Below are 17,982 nucleotides of genomic sequence, written 5' to 3' on the forward strand. Positions count from 1 at the left end.
AGGGTCCCCCTTCGGTCCGTCGCCCGTTCAGCGGCGCAGCGAGTGGTCGTTCGCCGGTGCCGACGAGCGGCCCGCCGCGACCCGCTCCCGGGCCCCGATGCCCTCCAGGGCGTGGTGGGTCCGGGTGGCGGCGTCGGCGGGCGCAGTCCGTCCCGCTGCCTCCGCGGCGCGGTGGCGGGGGAGGGGCAGGCGCACGGCGACCAGGAGGCCGAGGGCCAGCGCGGTCGTCCCGACGGCGGCGACGCCGATGCCGGACTCCGTGCGGAACAGCAGCAGCAGGGCGAGCGTCGTGACGACGACGGTGGCCGAACCGTAGGCGAACTGTGCGGCAGTCGGACGCGGCATGGCGGTTTCCGTCCTCGGGACGTCGGATGGGCGGGCGTCGGTCGGCACGGTCGTGCGCGCCGAACGACCCTACGACGGTGAATGCCCGAGCCGGACCGGTAGTAAGCGTGACCTAACACACGGTACCGGTGCACAGGGGGCGCACGGAGTCACGCAGTTCACCAACCGGACAGCGGGACGCGCCCGTTGAGGCGTGGCGAACGGGCCTGCCGAGGCGTGGCGAAGGGACCTGCCGAGGTGCGGTGAACGGGTCCGGCCCGTTCCTCCGTCGTTCTTTTACCGTTCCCATGCCCTCCCCGTACCGTCCGCATACCGGAAGGGCGCTCCGCATAGTGCACTTGGTCTGTTCAAGTCAAGGTCTGTCTTTTCTCTCATAACTCCGATCGAATGTCGTCACTTGTGACGCGTTTACGCGCGCGGCCCGCTTTCTACCCCCCTGGCCGCTGCGCAGACGCCCGGGGAGGACTGCATCAAGTGACCAATCAGAGACGGGCGCTTCGCTCCGCCGCCGTTGTCGTGGCCATGGCCGCGACCGCCGCGACGGCGTCGACCTTCGCCACCGCCCAGGCGCACGACAGCTCATCAGGTTCCGGTGTCTCCACCGTCGACCGCCGAGACCCGGCGCCGGCCAAGGGGCACGTGGAGCACAACCTGGAGGGCCCCTTCAGCGAGCAGCAGGCCGCTCAGCGCGAAGCCGCGCTGGAGCAGGTGCTGTCCGGGGACAAGAAGGTGACGAACCGGGGCGGCTCCAAGGTCGTCAAGCTCGGCAACAAGAAGTACGTGGAGCTCGGCCGGGAGAAGACCGACAAGATCTTCACCATCCTGCTGGAGTTCGGCGACCAGGTCGACGACACCACGATGTTCGACCCGGACGGCGACGGCCCCAAGCCGCCCGTCAAGAAGTTCGGGGGCGCCCCGGGCCCGGCGCACAACGAGATCGCCGAGCCGGACCCGAAGAAGGACAACAGCACCGCCTGGAAGGCCGACTACAACCGGGCGCACTTCCAGGAGCTCTACTTCGGCGAGGGCAAGGGCGTCCACTCGCTCAAGACCTACTACGAGAAGACCTCCTCGGGCCGCTACTCGGTCGAGGGAGAGGTCTCCGACTGGGTCAAGGTCCCCTACAACGAGGCCCGTTACGGCTCCAACTACTGCGGCCAGAGCAACTGTGCCAACGTGTGGGACGCGGTGCGCGACGGCGTGAACGCCTGGGTCGCCGACCAGCAGGCCAAGGGCCGCACCGACGCGGAGATCAAGGCGAACCTCGCCGAGTACGACGAGTGGGACCGCTACGACTTCGACGGTGACGGCAACTTCAACGAGCCCGACGGCTACATCGACCACTTCCAGCTGGTGCACGCCGGCGAGGACGAGTCGGCCGGCGGCGGCGCCGAGGGCACCAACGCCATCTGGGCGCACCGCTGGTACGCGTACGGCACCAACGCCGGTGCGACCGGCCCCGCGGACAACAAGGCCGGTGGCGCCCAGATCGGCGACACGGGCATCTGGGTCGGCGACTACACCGTCCAGCCCGAGAACGGCGGCCTGGGCGTCTTCGCCCACGAGTACGCCCACGACCTCGGCCTCCCGGACCTGTACGACACCTCCGGCGGCGGCGAGAACTCGGTCGGCTTCTGGTCCCTGATGTCGGCGGGCTCCTGGCTCGGCACCGGCACGGGCGAGATCGGCAACCTGCCGGGCGACATGACCTCGTGGGACAAGCTCCAGCTGGGCTGGCTCGACTACGACAAGGCCAAGGCCGGCAAGACCTCGCTGCACAAGCTGGGCGTCTCGGAGTACAACACCAAGAACCCGCAGGCGCTCGTCGTCGAGCTGCCCGAGAAGGCCGTCACCACCACCGTCGTCAAGCCCGCCGAGGGTGCGAAGCAGTGGTGGAGCGACATGGGCGACAACCTGTCGAACACCCTGACCCGCTCGGTCGACCTGACCGGCAAGTCCAAGGCCACGCTGGACCTTTCGGGCTGGTACGACATCGAGGCCGACTACGACTACCTCTACACCGAGGTGTCCGACAACGGTGGCGCCAACTGGACCGCGCTCGACGGCACCGCCGACGGCAAGGCCATCCCGCGCGACGCCAGTGACAAGCCGGCCCTGACCGACGTCTCGGGCGCGTACAAGAAGCTGTCCTTCTCCCTGGACGCCTACGCGGGCAAGAAGGTCGACCTCCGCTTCCGCTACCAGACGGACGGCGGCGCGGGCGGCAAGGGCTTCGCGGCCGACGCCATCACGGTCACGGCCGACGGCGCCGCGCTCTTCTCGGACAACGCCGAGGGCGACGACAACGGCTGGACCGCGAAGGGCTTCTCGCGCATCGGCGAGTCCTTCACCCAGAACTACCCGCAGTACTACATCGCGGAGAACCGCCAGTACGTGTCGTACGACGAGACCCTCAAGGTCGGCCCGTACAACTTCGGCTTCTCCGGCACCCGTCCGGACTGGGTCGAGCACTACGCGTACCAGAACGGTCTGCTGGTCTGGCTCTGGGACACCTCCCAGAAGGACAACAACACCTCCGTCCACCCGGGCCAGGGTCTGATCCTGCCGATCGACGCGCACGCCAAGCCGCTGAAGTGGAAGGACGGCTCGCTCCTGCGCAACAAGATCCAGCCGTTCGACGCGCCGTTCAGCTGGTACCCGAACCAGGGCTTCACGCTCCACAACGCGGACGTCCCGCTGCACATCAAGCCCGCCCTGGGCAACCCGGTCTTCGACGACCGCAAGGGCACCTACTGGTACAAGGAGAACCCCACGGGCAGTGTCAAGGTTTCTGACACGAACACCCGCATCTCCATCGTCCACGAGCCCCGCAACGGCTCGACGATGAGCGTGCTGGTCAGCCCCTCGGGCCGCTGATCAAGTAAAGCCGCAGGTCAAACCACGATCGGCCGTCGCCCCCTAGCGGGCGGCGGCCGATCGTGTTTAGGTGCGTCTTGTTCACATCCTTATTGACACGACGTCTCACGGGGGAGCGCGGAGCATGGCTGGCGGAGGTTTCTGCAGGTTGCCGAACGGCACGGTGGTGGTCGCCCTGACCCTGACCAGACCGGCCGACGGAGCAGGCCCCCACGGGGGTACGGGAGCGGGGCCCGGGGCCCCGGTGCGGGTGCTGGTGCACGCGGCGAACCGGGCGCGCGCCCTGACCAGGCTGCGCAACCTGGGGCTGCGGGCGGTCTACCTGCGCGGCAACGACCGGCCGCCCACGCCGGACGAGGTCACGGCGGTGCTGCACCATCCGGACGGGCTGCTGTGGCGGGCCGCCCCGCAGGCGGACCCGGCCGGCCTGCCGGGCCTCGTACCCCAGTCGCCCCCGCCCTCCCCGTCGCCCCAGTCGTGCCAGGAGCTGTGGCACCCGATCAGGGCCCTGCTGGGCCCCGCCGGATACGCCGGACCGGCGCGCCCGGCCGCGTAGGCATGCGGGGCCGGACCGGCGCGCCCGGCCGCGTAGGCATGCGGGGTGTGATCCGGGCGCAGTGGGTCACGACGCGACGACCGGTGTGCCGGAGAGCTTCACGCCCGCCGTTCGCATCTCCGTCAGGGCCCGTTCCGTGGTCGCCGCGGACACGCCCGCGGTCAGGTCGAGCAGCACGTGCGTGACGAAGCCCTCACGGGCAGCGTCCAGCGCGGTGGCCCGCACGCAGTGATCGGTGGCGATGCCGACGACGTCGACCTCGGTGACGTCGCGGTCGCGCAGCCACTGGGCGAGTCCGGCCCCGTTCTCGTCGGAGCCCTCGAACCCGCTGTACGCGGCCGCGTACGCCCCCTTGTCGAACACCGTGTCGATCGCGCCGGAGGCGACGGCGGGCGCGAAGTTCGGGTGGAAGCCGACCCCCTCCGTACCGGCGACGCAGTGCACCGGCCAGGAGTGCTCGAAGTCCGGGCTGGGCGAGAAGTGGTCGCCCGGGTCGATGTGGTGGTCGCGGGTGGCCACCACGTGGCGGTAGCCGGGCTGGGCGTCGCCGATCAGATCGGTGATGGCGGCGGCGACGTCGGCACCGCCCGCCACCGCGAGGCTGCCGCCCTCGCAGAAGTCGTTCTGAACGTCCACGACGATCAATGCGCGGTGCATGGCGGGTGTCCTTCGGTGGGGGCGGGAGCGGATGGGGCTGGAACGGATGGGCCTGGAACGGATGGGCCTGGAGCGGATGGGACTGGGTGGGAGCTCGTGGGGCCGGAGCGGGGTGGCGCCGAGCGGAGGGGATGCCGGGGTTTCCGGGTGTGTCCGTGGGTTCGAGCCTAGGCACTGGACCGTCACAATCAAGCCCGTCCGCCAAACGCCCGGTTCCGGACCCGGCCGCTCCGGACGCCGGGGCGGCCCCTGAGGGCCGCCCCGCGCCGTTCTCAGGCGTACTCGGTCGGGATCACCGGCTCGCCCCGGGACAGCTGGATCGCCGACATCGGCAGCCCCGCGCGCGCGGCCACGTGCCGCTCCCGCACCGCGTCCAGCGGCTCGCGGGCGACCACCTCGCCTGCCCGGACCAGCTCCACCGGCAGCTGCCGGTGGAGCAGCTCCTCGGGGACCGGACCGGTGCCGATCACCTCGGCCTCGGCGACGCCGTGCGCGTCGGTCCGGCGGGCGGCCCACTTGCGGCCGCCCTTCGACGACTTCGCGCCGAGCGACTTCTTCGCCACCGGTACCAGCGGGGCGTCCGGCTCCGCCGAGCCGGCGCGGGCCACCAGCTTGTAGACCATGGAGCAGGTGGGGTGCCCGCTCCCGGTGACCAGCTGGGTGCCGACCCCGTACGCGTCCACCGGCGCGGCGGCCAGCGAGGCGATGGCGTACTCGTCCAGGTCCGAGGTCACCACGATCTTCGTGTCCGTCGCCCCCAGCTCGTCCAGCTGCTGCCGCACCCGGTGCGCGACCAGGAGCAGATCCCCGGAGTCGATCCGTACGGCGCCCAGCTCGGGCCCCGCGATCTCGACGGCCGCCCGGACCGCCTCGGTCACGTCGTACGTGTCGACCAGCAGCGTCGTGCCCCGGCCCAGCGAGTCCACCTGCGCCCGGAAAGCGTCGCGCTCGGTGTCGTGCAGCAGGGTGAAGGCGTGCGCGCTCGTGCCGACGGTCGGCATCGCCCAGCGGAAGCCCGCCGCCAGGTCGGAGGTGGCGTCGAAGCCGCCGACGTACGCGGCGCGGGCCGAGGCGACCGCGGAGAGCTCGTGGGTGCGGCGTGCGCCCATCTCGATCAGCCGGCGGCCCCCGGCGGCGGCCGACATCCGTGAGGCGGCGGCGGCGATGGCGGAGTCGTGGTTGAGGATGGAGAGGATCACCGTCTCCAGCAGCACGCACTCGGCGAAGGAACCCTCCACCCGCAGGATCGGGGAGCCGGGGAAGTAGACCTCGCCCTCGGGGTAGCCCCAGATGTCGCCGCTGAAGCGGTAGCCGGCCAGCCATTCGAGGGTGGGCTCGTCGACGATCTCCTGCTGCCGCAGGAAGCCGATCATCTCGTCGTCGAAGTGGAAGTTCTCCACCGCGTCCAGCACCCGGCCGGTGCCCGCGACGACTCCGTAGCGCCGCCCCTCGGGCAGCCGGCGGGTGAACGCCTCGAAGACCGAGTGCCGGTCGGCGGTGCCGGCCTTGAGGGCCGCCTGCACCATGGTCAGCTCGTACTGGTCGGTGAAGAGCGCGGTCGACGGAACGCCGACCCGTCGCCCGAGGTCCGCTGAGTTCATGGCTGGGATGCTACCCCCTATTCGTCAAAGTGACGAGATGTGGGGTCCGTTTATGCGCGGAACCCGCCCGGGTGGCAGCATGGGACAGGTGAGCGTTGCTACCCCGCTAGAGATCGAACGTCCCGATTCGGCCGAGGAGACCTTCGCGGTCCCCGAGCCGGACGTCCCGTGGGTGACGCTCGTCCACAATGACCCGGTCAACCTCATGAGCTACGTGACCTACGTCTTCCAGGCCTACTTCGGCTACCCGAAGGACAAGGCCCACCGGCTCATGATGGACGTGCACCAGAAGGGCCGCGCCGTCGTCTCCAGCGGGAGCCGCGAGGAGATGGAACGCGACGTCCAGGCCATGCACGGATACGGACTGTGGGCCACCCTCACCCAGGACCGCAACTAGGAACCAGGGCCCCGGGTCAGGGCCCCGGAGGTCCTGGCCCCTGTCAGGACCTCTCCCGCCCCCGCCCCTCGTCCCGTCCCCCCGCCCCGTTCGACCCACCATCGGAGAATCCATGGCCGGCCATTTCGAGGCCACCCCAGGCGGCGGCGCGGCCGTCGCGCTCGACGAGGTCGAGATCTCCATCCTGCGCTCCCTCGCCGTCCAGCTGCTCGAACTGATCGGCCCCGGCGAGACGCCCGCCGACGGCGAGGACCCGCTCGCCGCGCTCTTCGCCGAGGGCCCCAGCAAGCCGCCGTCCGACCCGGCGCTCGCCCGGCTCTTCCCCGACGCCTACGGCGGCCCCGACCGGCTCGCCGAGGGCGGAAAGCCGGAGGAGGAGCTCCGCGAGCTGTCCTCCGAGTTCCGCCGCTTCACCGAGAACGACCTGCGCTCCGGCAAACGCGAGGACGCCGTCACCGTCGTCCGCACCCTGGACGCGCTCTCACCCGCGGGGGACGGCGGCGCCATCCTCACCCTCACCGGCGACGAGTGCCGCAGCTGGCTGCGCTCCCTCAACGACCTGCGCCTGACCATCGGGACCCGGCTGGAGGTCTCCGACGAGGACGAGGGTCAGGAGGGCTCGCTCTACCGGCTCCCCGACGCCGATCCGCGCAAGCCCATGGTGATGGCCTACCTCTGGCTCGGCGCACTCCAGGAAACGCTCGTCGAAACGCTTATGCCGTAGGGCCGTAAGGCCGTTAGGCCGTAAAGCCGAGATCCCGTGAACAGGGAGAGGGAGAGGGCGCCCCCCGCCACGCCGGGGCGGGCGCCCTCCGTTCGCTCAACGGACGCTCAGATCCGCATAAAGATCACACCAAATGATGCGGTGTTTTCGTGCCGGACAGAACCCCTTGCCCGCTTTTTCCTGTGTCGTGCGCCACAGAATGTCCCATCGTCTCCCGGGACGGCCGTGTTAAATCTTCACGACCGCCCGGGGACGCCACCCCTGTTCCCGGGGGCGCCATAAACCGGCCGAACGCCGACGGCACTCCATCCATATCCGGGGGGATCAGGACCTGATCCGCGGCCTTGTGCGGCGCGGATCGGCGTGGAGAAAGGCGCACCACCATGACATCGGCGCAGGTCGACGAGGGACAGGCCGACAAGGGCCGGCCCGGCGGCGACGCCGGGGAATCCGGGACCAGTGGCGAGGGATACCAGCGCGGTCTGGGCGCTCGCCAGATTCAGATGATCGCCATCGGCGGAGCCATCGGCACCGGGCTCTTCCTCGGCGCGGGCAAGGCCATCGACCGGGCCGGACCGAGCCTCGTCCTGGCGTACGTCATCGCGGGCCTGGTCATCTTCTTCATCATGCGGGCGCTGGGCGAACTCCTCATGTACCGCCCGGTCTCCGGCTCCTTCTCGGAGTACGCCCGGGAATTCCTCGGCCCGTTCTTCGGATTCGTCACCGGCTGGACCTACTGGCTCTTCTGGGTCGTCACCGGAATCACCGAAGTCACCGCCGCCGCCACCTATATGACGTACTGGTGGAACATTCCGCAGTGGCTGTCCGCCCTGGTGTTCACCGTCATTCTGTACGGCGCCAACCTGATCTCCGTGAAGCTCTTCGGTGAGCTGGAGTTCTGGTTCTCCATGGTCAAGGTCACCGCGATCGTCGGCATGATCCTGATCTGCGCGGGCGTCCTCACCGTCGGATTCTCCGACGCCGGCGACACCGCCACCGTCGCCAACCTCTGGAACGACGGCGGCTTCTTCCCCAACGGCATCACCGGCACGCTCATGACGCTCCAGATCGTCATGTTCGCCTTCCTCGCCGTGGAACTCGTCGGCGTCACCGCCGGGGAGTCCAAGGACCCCGAGACCGTGCTGCCCAAGGCCATCAACACCGTGCCGTGGCGCATCGCCGTCTTCTACGTCGGCGCGCTGATCATGATCCTCTCGGTCGTGCCGTGGTCCACCTTCAAACCCGGCGTCTCCCCGTTCGTGAAGGCCTTCGAGGAGATGGGGTTCGGCGTCGGCGCCGCCATCGTCAACTTCGTCGTCCTCACCGCCGCGCTCTCCTCCTGCAACTCCGGCATGTACTCCACCGGCCGCATGCTCCGCGACCTCGCCCTCAACGGCCAGGGCCCCCGCGCCTTCACCAGGCTGACGAAGAACGGCCTGCCGCTGGTCGGCACCACGTTCTCCGCCGCCCTGATGCTCGTCGGCGTCGGGATCAACTACCAGTGGCCGGGCGAGGCGTTCAACTACGTCGTCTCCTTCGCCACCATCTCCGGCATGTGGGCCTGGATCATGATCCTGTGCAGCCAGATCCGCTACCGCCGCATGGCCGACGCCGGTCTGCTCCCGCAGTCCTCGTTCAAGGCCCCCGGAGCCCCGTACACGAGCTGGTTCGCGCTCCTGTTCATCGGCATGGTCATCGTGATGATGGCGATCGACGAGGACGCCAGGATCTCGCTCTACTGCGCACCGCTGTGGGCGCTCATCCTCTTCGTCTCCTACCGGATGCTCCAGGCACGCACCCCGGAGAAGACCGCCTCCGGCCCCCACTGACCCCGAGGGCGGGCCCCACACCGCCCTCCTCCCGGACCGCCCCCGGCCGCCCCAAAGGCCGACGGCGTCCAGCATGCGGCCCCCTCCGTACCACCCACTGGTACGCGGGGGCCGTCTGCATATCCTGGCGCCATGCTGACCATCACCCAGACGCTCCACGACCAGATCGTCGCCCACTCCCGCGCCGACCACCCCGACGAGGCGTGCGGAGTGGTCGCGGGCCCGGCCGGGTCGGACCGCCCCGAGCGCTTCATCCCGATGCTCAACGCCGCCCGCTCGCCCACGTTCTACGAGTTCGACTCGGCCGACCTCCTCAAGCTGTACCGCGAGATGGACGACCGCGACGAGGAGCCCGTGATCGTCTACCACTCGCACACGGCGACCGAGGCCTACCCCTCCCGCACCGACGTCACCTACGCCAACGAACCCGGCGCCCACTACGTCCTGGTCTCCACCGCCGACACCGACGACGCCGGACCTTTCCAGTTCCGCTCGTACCGCATCGTGGACGGCGAGATCACCGAGGAAGACGTACGGGTCGTCGAGGCGTACTGACCCACCAGGGCGCCCCCCAGGGCCCCGCACGGGTCTGGCGGACCGCCGGGCCCCCGCACGGGTCTGGCACACTGCCCCCAGACCCATCAAGGCAGCAGGAAACCAGGAAGCCGGTGCGAATCCGGCACGGTCCCGCCACTGTGACCGGGCCCCCTCCCACGCGGACGACTCCCCAGCGGACGACGTCGCACCGGAGGGCGGCCCGGAAGTCAGGAACTGGCCCGCCGCCTTCTCGCATCGACCAGGGGACGCGGAAATCCCCCGGAGAGGCCTCGCCATGTCCCAGCGCACCCCCGCGCTCATAGCCGCCGCCGTGCTGCTCCCGCTCGCCCTCACCGCCTGCTCCACCACCCCGGACGGCGACGCCGCCACCGGGGACAAGGCCGCGGCGAAGAGCGACGGCTTCCCGTACACCGTGAAGAACTGCGGTGTCACCACCACGTTCACGGCCCCGCCGAAGCGCGTCGTCACCATGAACCAGCACGTCACCGAGATCATGCTGGAACTGGGCCTGAAGAAGTCCCTCGTCGGCACCGCCTACCTCGACGACCAGATCCTGCCGAAGTACGCGAAGGAGTACGCCTCCGTCCCCGTCATCGCCGAGGAGTACCCCTCCTACGAGCAGGTCCTCGCCGCCAACCCCGACTTCGTCTACGGCGGCTACAGCAGCGCCTTCACCGCCGGCGACGGCCGCAGCCGGCAGGCGCTGAAGAAGTCCGGCATCGAGAGCCGGCTCAACACCGAGAGCTGCACCAAGGGCGACCAGCCCATGGACACCCTCTACGAGGAGATCCGCCAGGTCGGCCGTACCTTCGGCGTCACCGACCGCGCCGAGGCCTGGATCAAGCAGGCCAAGGCCGACAACGCCGCCACCGCGAAGAAGCTCGCCGGCCTGAAGCCCGTCTCCGTCTTCGTCTACGACAGCGGCGACAAGACCGCCTTCACCGCGGGCGGCGAGGGCATCGGCAACGAGCTGATCGAGCGGGCCGGCGGCACCAACGTCTTCGCCGACCTCGACAAGCCCTTCGGCGACGCCTCCTGGGAGAACGTCGTCGCCCGCAGACCCGAAGCCATCGTGATCTACGACTACGGCGCCACCACCGTCGAACAGAAGAAGAAGCGCCTCCTCGCCGACCCGGCCCTCGCCGACGTCCCCGCCGTCAGGAACAAGCGCTTCGCGGTCATGCCGCTCTCCGACGCCGTCCTCGGCGTCCGCGCCCCCGCCGCCGTCGACAAACTCGCCGCCCAGCTCCACCCGGGGGCCACCACCCCGTGAGCTGCCGCACCCCCGCACCGCGGCGGCTGCTCCGCTACACCCTGGTGCTCGGCGCCCTCGCCGCGCTCCTCGCCGCCGCCGTGCTCGCCGCACTCGCCCTCGGCTCCGTCCGCATCCCGCCCGGCCAGGTCCTCTCCATCCTGACCGGGCGGGCGGACGCGAGCCCCTTCCGCACGATCGTCCTGGACGTCCGGCTGCCCCGGGTGCTGCTCGGCATCGTCGTCGGCGCCGGACTCGCCGTCATCGGCACCGTCCTCCAGGCCCTCGTACGCAACCAGCTCGCCGACCCGTTCCTCCTCGGCGTCTCCTCCGGAGCCTCCACCGGCGCCGTCCTGGTGATCGTCCTCGGCATCGGCGCGACCCTCGCCACCACCGTCACCATCCCCGCCGCCGCCTTCGCCGGGGCGCTGCTCTCACTGCTCCTCGTCTACACCCTGGCGCGCGGCGGAGGCGGGCTCACCACCAACCGGCTCGTCCTCGCCGGAGTCGCCGTCTCCTACGTCCTCTCCGCCCTGACCAGCCTGATCCTGGTCACCTCCGCCCGCGCCGACCACCTCCAGGAAGTCCTCTACTGGACCCTCGGCGGCCTCGGCGCGGCCCGCTGGGACATGCTCGCGCTCCCCGCCATCACCCTGGTCATCGGCACCGCCGTACTCCTCACCCTGGCCCGCCCGCTCGACCTGCTCCTGGTGGGCGAGGAGGGCGCGACCGTCCTCGGCCTCGACACCGCCCGCTTCCGGGCCGCCGTCTTCGTCCTCGCCTCCCTCATGACCGGGGCGCTCGTCGCGTACAGCGGGGCGATCGGCTTCGTCGGGCTGATGGTCCCGCACATGGCCCGGATGGCCGTCGGCGCCGCGCACCGCGCACTGCTCCCGGTCGTCGCCCTCGGCGGAGCGGTGTTCCTGGTCCTCGCCGACCTGGCCGCCCGGACGCTCGCCGCCCCCCAGGACATCCCGGTCGGCGTCCTCACCGCGCTGACCGGCGGCCCGTTCTTCCTCTGGATGCTCCGCCGCCGACCCGAAGGAGCGCCCGTATGAAGACGCCACCAGTCGAGGGAGCCCGCCCGACCGCTCCGTACGCCCGAGGAGCCCGCCCGACCGCTCCGTACGCCCGAGGAGCCCGCCCGTGACCACCCTGCGCACCGAGGGCCTCTCGTACGGGGTCGGCGAGGGCCGCCACCTCGTCGACGCCGTCGACCTCACCGCCGCCGACGGCGAGACCGTCGGCCTCGTCGGCCCCAACGGCAGCGGCAAGACCACCCTCCTGCGCTGCGTCTACGGCACCCTGCGCCCCACCCACGGCCGCGTCCTCCTCGACGGCGACGACCTCGCCGCCCTCCCCGTGAAGGCCCGCGCCCAGCGCATCGCCACCGTCCCGCAGGACGGCCACGCCGGCTTCGAGCTCACCGTCGGCCAGGTCGTCGCGATGGGCCGCGCCCCGCACAAACGGTTCTGGGAGGCGGACACCGCCGCCGACACCGCCCTGGTCACCGGGGCCCTCGCCCGGGTCGGCATCGCCGCCCTCGAACCCCGTACGTTCGCCTCCCTCTCCGGCGGCGAACGCCAGCGCGCCCTGGTCGCCCGCGCCCTGGTCCAGCAGCCGTCGCTCGTCGTCCTGGACGAACCGACCAACCACCTGGACATCCGCTACCAGCTGGAGATCCTCTCCCTGGTCCGCGACCTCGGCACCACCAACCTCCTCGCCCTGCACGACCTCAATCTCGCCGCGTACTACTGCGACCGCCTCTACGTCCTCAAGGACGGCGTCGTCGTCGCCTCCGGCACCCCCGAAGAGGTCCTCACGGCCGAACTGCTGGGCGACGTGTACGGCGTCGCAGCCGAGGTCAGCACCCACCCGAAGACCGGCGCACCCACGGTCGTCTACCTGCCGGGAGGACTCGCCCGCCCCGCGTTGTCCACATAGTGGTCGCTCATCATCCACCATCTGATATGACACTCGGGTTTCCGCACAGGGAATCGATACGATGCCCGCATGGTTCCCCATGACGTGAGCGACAAGACGCCGGGCACGCTGCTCGTCGCGCGGCTGCACGTCGACCTGTGCAGGCTCGCCAGCGCGATCTGTCCCGCCCGCAGCCTGCCCGTGAGCCGCCCGGCCTGAGCCGCGGTCCGCGCGCCCACCCACACGCACCACCCCCTGCGCGGGGGCACAAACGCGCGCCCCACGCCACCTCCACGCTTTCGACAGGAGCCCACGCCATGGCCATCGAGGTCCGCATCCCGACCATCCTCCGCACCTACACCGACGGCGCGAAGGCCGTCGAAGGCAACGGGGACACCGTCGCCGACCTCTTCGCCGACCTGGAGAGCCGCCACACCGGCATCCGTGAGCGACTCGTCGACGGCGCGAACGGCGACCAGCTCCGCCGCTTCGTGAACGTCTACCTCAACGACGAGGACGTCCGCTTCCTCGACGGCATCTCCACCAAGCTCAGCGACGGCGACAACGTCACGATCCTCCCGGCCGTCGCCGGCGGCATGCGCTGATGCGGTACGACTCCCCGCTGGCAGCCGTGGGCAACACACCTCTGGTGCGGCTGCCCCGGCTGTCCCCGTCCGAGGACGTCCGGATCTGGGCCAAGCTGGAGGACCGCAACCCCACCGGCTCGATCAAGGACCGCCCGGCGCTCCACATGGTCGAGCAGGCGGAGAAGGACGGCCGGCTGACACCCGGCTGCACCATCCTGGAACCCACCAGCGGCAACACCGGCATCTCGCTGGCCATGGCGGCCAAGCTCAAGGGCTACCGCATCGTCTGCGTCATGCCGGAGAACACCTCCCAGGAACGGCGAGACCTGCTCGCCATGTGGGGTGCCGAGATCATCTCCTCCCCGGCCGCGGGCGGCTCCAACACCGCCGTACGCGTCGCGAAGGAACTCTCGGCCGAGCATCCGGACTGGGTGATGCTCTACCAGTACGGCAACCCGGACAACGCGGGCGCCCACTACGCCACCACCGGACCCGAGATCCTCACCGACCTCCCGTCCATCACCCACTTCGTCGCGGGCCTCGGCACCACCGGCACCCTCATGGGCGTCGGCCGCTACCTCCGCGAGAACCGCCCCGGCATCCAGATCGTCGCCGCCGAACCGCGCTACGACGACCTGGTCTACGGCCTGCGCAACCTCGACGAGGGCTTCGTCCCCGAGCTCTACGACGCCTCGGTCCTCACCACCCGCTTCTCCGTGGGCTCCGCCGACGCGGTCACCCGCACCCGCGAACTCCTCCAGCAGGAAGGAATCTTCGCGGGCGTCTCCACCGGCGCCGCGCTCCACGCGGCGATCGGCGTGGGCAACAAGGCGGTCAAGGCGGGGGAGAGCGCCGACATCGTCTTCGTCGTCGCGGACGGCGGCTGGAAGTACCTGTCGACGGGCGTCTACACGGCGGAGACGACAGAAGCGGCGATCGAAACCCTCCACGGCCAACTCTGGGCGTAACCCCGGGCCACCCCGGCAGGCCTGGGCCGACCATCCCAGCCCGTCCGGCGTTCGAGGACATCTTTTCAAGCCCCTCCGGCGCTTGAGGGGCGGGGCCCGGGGCGGAGCCCCGAAACCAGGGCCCCGCCCCTCACCCCGCCCCCAGCCCCCGCACCCGCTCCCACAGCCCCGGATCCACCACCCCCACCCGCCGCCGGAACCCGGCGATCCGGACCTCCCGCAGCTCGTCCGTCTCCAGGAAGCTCCGCCGCCCCTGCCGGTCCCCGACCGTCCCCGCGGGCAGCGCGATCACCCCGGGCCGCTCCTCGTGATGCTTGCTGGTGATCTTCGCGACCAGCGCCGTGCGCCCCCGGCCCCGCCCCCGTACCGAGATCACCAGACACGGCCGGTCCTTCGACCCGGGCCCGTCCTCGTACGGCACATCGGCCCACCACACCTCACCGGCCCGAGGCGTACGCCCGTCCCCACGCCCTTCCGGGCCCGACGGCCTCGACGGCCGCGACGGCGGCCGGGTCGACCCCGCCGGCTGCCGGGGCCGACGCGAGCGGGGACCGCGGTCCGAGCGCCCCCGGCCGTCCACCACCGCGGCCACGAGCGCCAGCAGAACCACGGCGACCAGCGCCACCCACCAGAACGTGTTCATCCCCCGACGGTACCGGCGGCCGCGACGGGCGCGGCGGTGCAGCCGGTGGGCGCGCTTCCATCGAACCGGTGACAGGACAGGTGAGTTCCCCCACAACGGAGGGCAGCGGAGGAGCGACGCGGAGTTTCGCGCCTTACGCTCGACAAACCGCAGAACCCATTCCGCAGGCACCGTACGAAGCCCCGCGGGCACCGTACGAATCCCCGGCGGAATCGCACGAACCCTCCCCGTTCCCGCGTACCGGAGGTTCACGCTCCATGAAGCTCACCGTCGTCGGCTGCTCCGGCTCGTTCCCCTCCACGGGTTCGGCATGCTCGAGCTACCTCGTAGAGGCCGACGGCTTCCGGCTGCTCCTCGACATGGGCAACGGCGCCCTCGGCGAGTTGCAGCGCCACGTCGGTCTCTACGACCTCGACGCGATCTTCCTCAGCCATCTGCACGCAGACCACTGCATCGACATGTGCGCGTATTTCGTCGTGCGCTACTACCGCCACGACGGCGCCCGCCCCGTCCCTCTCCCGGTCTACGGGCCCGAGGGCACCGAGCAGCGTCTGACCGCCGCCCACGGGGACACCCCGTCCGACCGGGCGATGAGCGAGGTCTTCGACTTCCACACCCTCAAGTCCCAGTCCTTCGACATCGGCCCCTTCTCGGTCCGTACGGAGAAGCTCCGCCACCCCGTCGACACGTTCGGCATCCGGATCGAGCACGGCGGCTCCGTCCTCGCCTACTCCGGCGACACGGGGACCTGTGACGCCCTGGAGGAGCTGGCCCGGGACGCGGACCTGTTCCTCTGCGAGGCGTCGTTCATCGACGGCAAGGAGGACATTCCGGACCTGCACCTCAACGGCCGCGAGGCCGGCGAGGCGGCGGCCCGCGCCGGAGCACGCCGACTCGTCCTCACCCACATCCCGCCGTGGACCGACGCCGGCCGCAACGCCGCCGACGCCCGTGCGACCTACCCGGGCCCGGTGGAGCTGGCGGCCCCGGGCGCGGTCTACGAGCTCTGAGCCCCGCGCGGATGGCGGACGGCCCGGTTCCCGGGACGTGCCGCCGGCGCCGGGGCCGCTCTGCGAGACTGCTCGGATGATCACGATCAGAGCCGCCCGGGACGCCGACCTCGACGGCTTCCTGGCCCTGGCGTCCCAGGTCGAGCACTGGTTCGGCCCGATGGTCGAGGAACCGGGCTTCCACCGCGCGGTGGAAGCCCACATCCGGGCCGGGGCGGCGCTGGTCGCCGAGTCCGCCGAGGCGTCCGGCCCCGTCGGCGGCCTGCTGTTCGGCGCCGAACCGCCCACGTACCACGTGCACTGGCTCGTCACCTCCGAACGCCTTCGGGGCGCGGGAGTGGGCCGGCTCCTGATGGCGGAGGCGATGCGCCGTTACGTCACCGGGCCCGGCACCGTCGAGGTGGTCACCTTCGGGCCCGACCACCCCGGGGCCGTGGAGAGCGGGGCCCGTGTCTTCTACGAGCGGCTCGGTTTCCGCCCGGGCGAGCCCACCGAGCCGGGACCGGAGGGCGGCTCCCGCCAGCTCTACCGGCTGGACGTGCTGGACGTGCCCGAGCGCCGGATGTGACGCGACCGTATGGCCGGTACGCCGAAGCCCCCGCTCCCGAAAGACGTCTTCGGGAAGCGGGGGCTTCGGCGTACGGGCGTGGCGGAGGCTACTTCGCCTCGGCCTTCTGCAGCTCGGCGAGCTCCTCGTCCGACTCCCGGCCCGGGGTCGGGAGGTTGAACTTGGTGATCGCGAAGCGGAAGACCACGTAGTAGACCGCCGCGAAGCAGAGGCCGACCAGAACCAGCAGCCAGGGCTTCGACGCGATGCCGAGGTTCAGCAGGAAGTCGACCAGACCGGCCGAGAAGCCGAAGCCGTCCTTCATGCCGAGCGCCCAGGTCAGGGCCATCGACACACCGGTCAGCACCGCGTGGATCGCGTACAGCACCGGGGCGACGAACATGAAGGTGAACTCGATCGGCTCGGTCACACCGGTGACGAACGAGGTCAGCGCGAGCGAGAACATCATGCCGCCGACGACCTTGCGGCGCTCGGGGCGGGCGCAGTGGACGATCGCGAGGCAGGCCGCCGGGAGGGCGAACATCATGATCGGGAAGAAGCCGGTCATGAACTGTCCGGCGGTCGGGTCGCCCTCCAGGAAGCGGGCGATGTCACCGTTCTTGCCGTTGTACTCGCCCGCCTGGAACCACGGGAAGGAGTTCAGCAGGTGGTGCATGCCGACCGGGATCAGCGCACGGTTGGCGACACCGAAGATGCCCGCGCCGACGGCGCCGGAGCCGACCAGCCACTCACCGAAGTTGTGCAGACCCGCGCCGAGGACCGGCCAGATCAGACCGAAGACGATGCCGATGACCAGACCCGCGAAGGCGGAGAGGATCGGGACCAGACGGCGGCCGCTGAAGAAGCCGGCCCAGTCGGGCAGCTTCGTCCGGTAGAACTTCTGGTAGAGCAGCGCCACGACGATACCCATCACGACACCGCCGAGGACGCCGGCGTTGACGGGGGCGTCGACCATCACGATCTTGTCGTCGACCACGGTGGCCTTCTGCGGCAGGCTGCCGTCGGTGAAGGTCGCGAGCACCTTCTGGAAGACGAGGTAGCCGGTGACGGCGGCCAGGGCGGTGGAGCCGTCCGACTTCTTCGCGAAGCCGATCGCGATGCCGACGGCGAACAGCAGCGCCATGTTGTCGAGGAGCGCGTTGCCGCCCGCGGACATGTAGCCGGCGAGCTTCGTTATGAAGGTCGGGAACGACTCGCGGCCCAGCATGTCGCCATTGCCGAGGCGGACCAGGAGTGCGGCGGCCGGCAGCACGGCGACCGGCAGCATGAGGCTGCGGCCGATGCGCTGCATGACGGCCATCACGCCGGCGCCCTTCTTCTTCTCGGCCGCGGGTGCGGTCTCAGCCGTGGTCATCAACTTCCTCCATGGGACACGGTGCCGCCCAGGTCGTTGATGCGGGGAGGCGGCGACTCGACAGACGCCGGCAGACAGCCGTGGTCTGGACCACTCAGTGGTGTAGACCAGTTTTAGCACGGTGAGGGTTAGA

General features: G+C 70.6%; 19 protein-coding genes and 1 riboswitch. Of the genes, 14 read left to right on the forward strand and 5 right to left on the reverse strand.

The window, feature by feature from the left end:
• Positions 1–27: 27 nt before the first annotated feature.
• Complete coding sequence (locus ACH4KB_RS30420; protein ID WP_398069049.1) at positions 28–345, reverse strand: hypothetical protein; 318 nt, start codon at positions 343–345, stop codon at positions 28–30.
• Positions 346–819: 474 nt separating this feature from the next.
• Here ACH4KB_RS30420 and ACH4KB_RS30425 point away from each other — a divergent pair, with 474 nt between their 5' ends.
• Complete coding sequence (locus ACH4KB_RS30425; protein WP_398069050.1) at positions 820–3,222, forward strand: immune inhibitor A domain-containing protein; 2,403 nt, start codon at positions 820–822, stop codon at positions 3,220–3,222.
• 124 nt (positions 3,223–3,346) lie between these two features.
• Positions 3,347–3,778 carry a hypothetical protein gene (locus ACH4KB_RS30430; protein ID WP_398069051.1) on the forward strand — a complete coding sequence of 144 codons (432 nt, stop codon included), beginning with the start codon at positions 3,347–3,349 and terminating at the stop codon, positions 3,776–3,778.
• 66 nt (positions 3,779–3,844) lie between these two features.
• Here the strand turns inward: ACH4KB_RS30430 and ACH4KB_RS30435 are convergent, their stop codons facing one another.
• Complete coding sequence (locus tag ACH4KB_RS30435) at positions 3,845–4,435, reverse strand: isochorismatase family protein (RefSeq protein WP_398069052.1); 591 nt, start codon at positions 4,433–4,435, stop codon at positions 3,845–3,847.
• 272 nt (positions 4,436–4,707) lie between these two features.
• A complete protein-coding gene (locus ACH4KB_RS30440; protein ID WP_398069053.1) occupies positions 4,708–6,036 on the reverse strand; it encodes a nicotinate phosphoribosyltransferase in 1,329 nt (442 codons plus the stop codon).
• Positions 6,037–6,115: 79 nt separating this feature from the next.
• Here ACH4KB_RS30440 and clpS point away from each other — a divergent pair, with 79 nt between their 5' ends.
• The 10 genes from clpS to ACH4KB_RS30490 all read left to right on the forward strand — a co-directional run bounded on the left by clpS (position 6,116) and on the right by ACH4KB_RS30490 (position 14,274).
• Complete coding sequence (clpS, locus tag ACH4KB_RS30445; protein ID WP_026290599.1) at positions 6,116–6,433, forward strand: ATP-dependent Clp protease adapter ClpS; 318 nt, start codon at positions 6,116–6,118, stop codon at positions 6,431–6,433.
• A gap of 112 nt (positions 6,434–6,545) precedes the next feature.
• Positions 6,546–7,157 carry a DUF2017 domain-containing protein gene (locus ACH4KB_RS30450; RefSeq protein WP_398069054.1) on the forward strand — a complete coding sequence of 204 codons (612 nt, stop codon included), beginning with the start codon at positions 6,546–6,548 and terminating at the stop codon, positions 7,155–7,157.
• 383 nt (positions 7,158–7,540) lie between these two features.
• Positions 7,541–8,986, forward strand: a complete 1,446-nt coding sequence (locus tag ACH4KB_RS30455; RefSeq protein WP_398069055.1) for an amino acid permease — start codon at positions 7,541–7,543, stop codon at positions 8,984–8,986.
• Positions 8,987–9,118: 132 nt separating this feature from the next.
• Positions 9,119–9,541, forward strand: coding sequence for a Mov34/MPN/PAD-1 family protein (locus ACH4KB_RS30460; RefSeq protein WP_398069056.1), 423 nt, complete (start codon positions 9,119–9,121; stop codon positions 9,539–9,541).
• A gap of 100 nt (positions 9,542–9,641) precedes the next feature.
• Positions 9,642–9,760, forward strand: a riboswitch (cobalamin riboswitch).
• Between the two features lie 58 nt (positions 9,761–9,818).
• The gene (locus tag ACH4KB_RS30465; RefSeq protein WP_398069057.1) at positions 9,819–10,817 is read left to right on the forward strand and encodes an ABC transporter substrate-binding protein; all 999 of its coding nucleotides are present in this window, start codon (positions 9,819–9,821) and stop codon (positions 10,815–10,817) included.
• Positions 10,814–11,854 (forward strand): FecCD family ABC transporter permease, encoded by a 1,041-nt coding sequence (locus ACH4KB_RS30470; RefSeq protein ID WP_398069058.1) that lies wholly within the window; start codon positions 10,814–10,816, stop codon positions 11,852–11,854. Before ACH4KB_RS30465 ends, ACH4KB_RS30470 begins: the two co-directional genes overlap by 4 nt.
• Positions 11,855–11,942: 88 nt before the next feature.
• The gene (locus ACH4KB_RS30475; protein ID WP_398069059.1) at positions 11,943–12,740 is read left to right on the forward strand and encodes an ABC transporter ATP-binding protein; all 798 of its coding nucleotides are present in this window, start codon (positions 11,943–11,945) and stop codon (positions 12,738–12,740) included.
• Positions 12,741–12,809: 69 nt separating this feature from the next.
• Entirely contained in the window at positions 12,810–12,938 is a 129-nt protein-coding gene (locus ACH4KB_RS30480) for a putative leader peptide (RefSeq protein ID WP_398069060.1), read from the forward strand.
• A gap of 98 nt (positions 12,939–13,036) precedes the next feature.
• A complete protein-coding gene (locus tag ACH4KB_RS30485; RefSeq protein WP_398069061.1) occupies positions 13,037–13,324 on the forward strand; it encodes a MoaD/ThiS family protein in 288 nt (95 codons plus the stop codon).
• Positions 13,324–14,274, forward strand: coding sequence for a PLP-dependent cysteine synthase family protein (locus ACH4KB_RS30490; protein ID WP_398069062.1), 951 nt, complete (start codon positions 13,324–13,326; stop codon positions 14,272–14,274). Before ACH4KB_RS30485 ends, ACH4KB_RS30490 begins: the two co-directional genes overlap by 1 nt.
• A 130-nt stretch (positions 14,275–14,404) precedes the next feature.
• On the opposite strand, the gene ACH4KB_RS30495 is transcribed toward ACH4KB_RS30490, so the two are convergent.
• On the reverse strand, positions 14,405–14,917 hold the full coding sequence (locus tag ACH4KB_RS30495) for a type II toxin-antitoxin system PemK/MazF family toxin (RefSeq protein ID WP_398069063.1): 513 nt from the start codon (positions 14,915–14,917) through the stop codon (positions 14,405–14,407).
• 257 nt (positions 14,918–15,174) lie between these two features.
• On the opposite strand from ACH4KB_RS30495, the gene ACH4KB_RS30500 reads away from it, so the two are divergent.
• Entirely contained in the window at positions 15,175–15,927 is a 753-nt protein-coding gene (locus ACH4KB_RS30500; RefSeq protein WP_398069064.1) for an MBL fold metallo-hydrolase, read from the forward strand.
• A 76-nt stretch (positions 15,928–16,003) separates the two neighbouring features.
• Positions 16,004–16,495, forward strand: coding sequence for a GNAT family N-acetyltransferase (locus tag ACH4KB_RS30505; RefSeq protein ID WP_398069065.1), 492 nt, complete (start codon positions 16,004–16,006; stop codon positions 16,493–16,495).
• Positions 16,496–16,583: 88 nt separating this feature from the next.
• Here the strand turns inward: ACH4KB_RS30505 and ACH4KB_RS30510 are convergent, their stop codons facing one another.
• Complete coding sequence (locus ACH4KB_RS30510) at positions 16,584–17,849, reverse strand: PTS transporter subunit EIIC (protein ID WP_398069066.1); 1,266 nt, start codon at positions 17,847–17,849, stop codon at positions 16,584–16,586.
• Positions 17,850–17,982 lie beyond the last annotated feature (133 nt).

It is taken from the genome of Streptomyces sp. NPDC017520 (genome assembly GCF_044329855.1).
Taxonomy (GTDB): domain Bacteria; phylum Actinomycetota; class Actinomycetes; order Streptomycetales; family Streptomycetaceae; genus Streptomyces.

Bases quoted from the DNA above. Each gene is read 5' to 3' on its own strand.
- ACH4KB_RS30420 (WP_398069049.1), bottom strand. From the start codon at position 345: ATGCCGCGTCCGACTGCCGCACAGTTCGCCTACGGTTCGGCCACCGTC.
- ACH4KB_RS30430 (WP_398069051.1), top strand. From the start codon at position 3,347: ATGGCTGGCGGAGGTTTCTGCAGGTTGCCGAACGGCACGGTGGTGGTC.
- ACH4KB_RS30435 (WP_398069052.1), bottom strand. From the start codon at position 4,435: ATGCACCGCGCATTGATCGTCGTGGACGTTCAGAACGACTTCTGCGAG.
- ACH4KB_RS30440 (WP_398069053.1), bottom strand. From the start codon at position 6,036: ATGAACTCAGCGGACCTCGGGCGACGGGTCGGCGTTCCGTCGACCGCG.
- clpS (WP_026290599.1), top strand. From the start codon at position 6,116: ATGGGACAGGTGAGCGTTGCTACCCCGCTAGAGATCGAACGTCCCGAT.
- ACH4KB_RS30450 (WP_398069054.1), top strand. From the start codon at position 6,546: ATGGCCGGCCATTTCGAGGCCACCCCAGGCGGCGGCGCGGCCGTCGCG.
- ACH4KB_RS30455 (WP_398069055.1), top strand. From the start codon at position 7,541: ATGACATCGGCGCAGGTCGACGAGGGACAGGCCGACAAGGGCCGGCCC.
- ACH4KB_RS30460 (WP_398069056.1), top strand. From the start codon at position 9,119: ATGCTGACCATCACCCAGACGCTCCACGACCAGATCGTCGCCCACTCC.
- ACH4KB_RS30465 (WP_398069057.1), top strand. From the start codon at position 9,819: ATGTCCCAGCGCACCCCCGCGCTCATAGCCGCCGCCGTGCTGCTCCCG.
- ACH4KB_RS30480 (WP_398069060.1), top strand. From the start codon at position 12,810: ATGGTTCCCCATGACGTGAGCGACAAGACGCCGGGCACGCTGCTCGTC.
- ACH4KB_RS30485 (WP_398069061.1), top strand. From the start codon at position 13,037: ATGGCCATCGAGGTCCGCATCCCGACCATCCTCCGCACCTACACCGAC.
- ACH4KB_RS30490 (WP_398069062.1), top strand. From the start codon at position 13,324: ATGCGGTACGACTCCCCGCTGGCAGCCGTGGGCAACACACCTCTGGTG.
- ACH4KB_RS30495 (WP_398069063.1), bottom strand. From the start codon at position 14,917: ATGAACACGTTCTGGTGGGTGGCGCTGGTCGCCGTGGTTCTGCTGGCG.
- ACH4KB_RS30500 (WP_398069064.1), top strand. From the start codon at position 15,175: ATGAAGCTCACCGTCGTCGGCTGCTCCGGCTCGTTCCCCTCCACGGGT.
- ACH4KB_RS30505 (WP_398069065.1), top strand. From the start codon at position 16,004: ATGATCACGATCAGAGCCGCCCGGGACGCCGACCTCGACGGCTTCCTG.
- ACH4KB_RS30510 (WP_398069066.1), bottom strand. From the start codon at position 17,849: ATGACCACGGCTGAGACCGCACCCGCGGCCGAGAAGAAGAAGGGCGCC.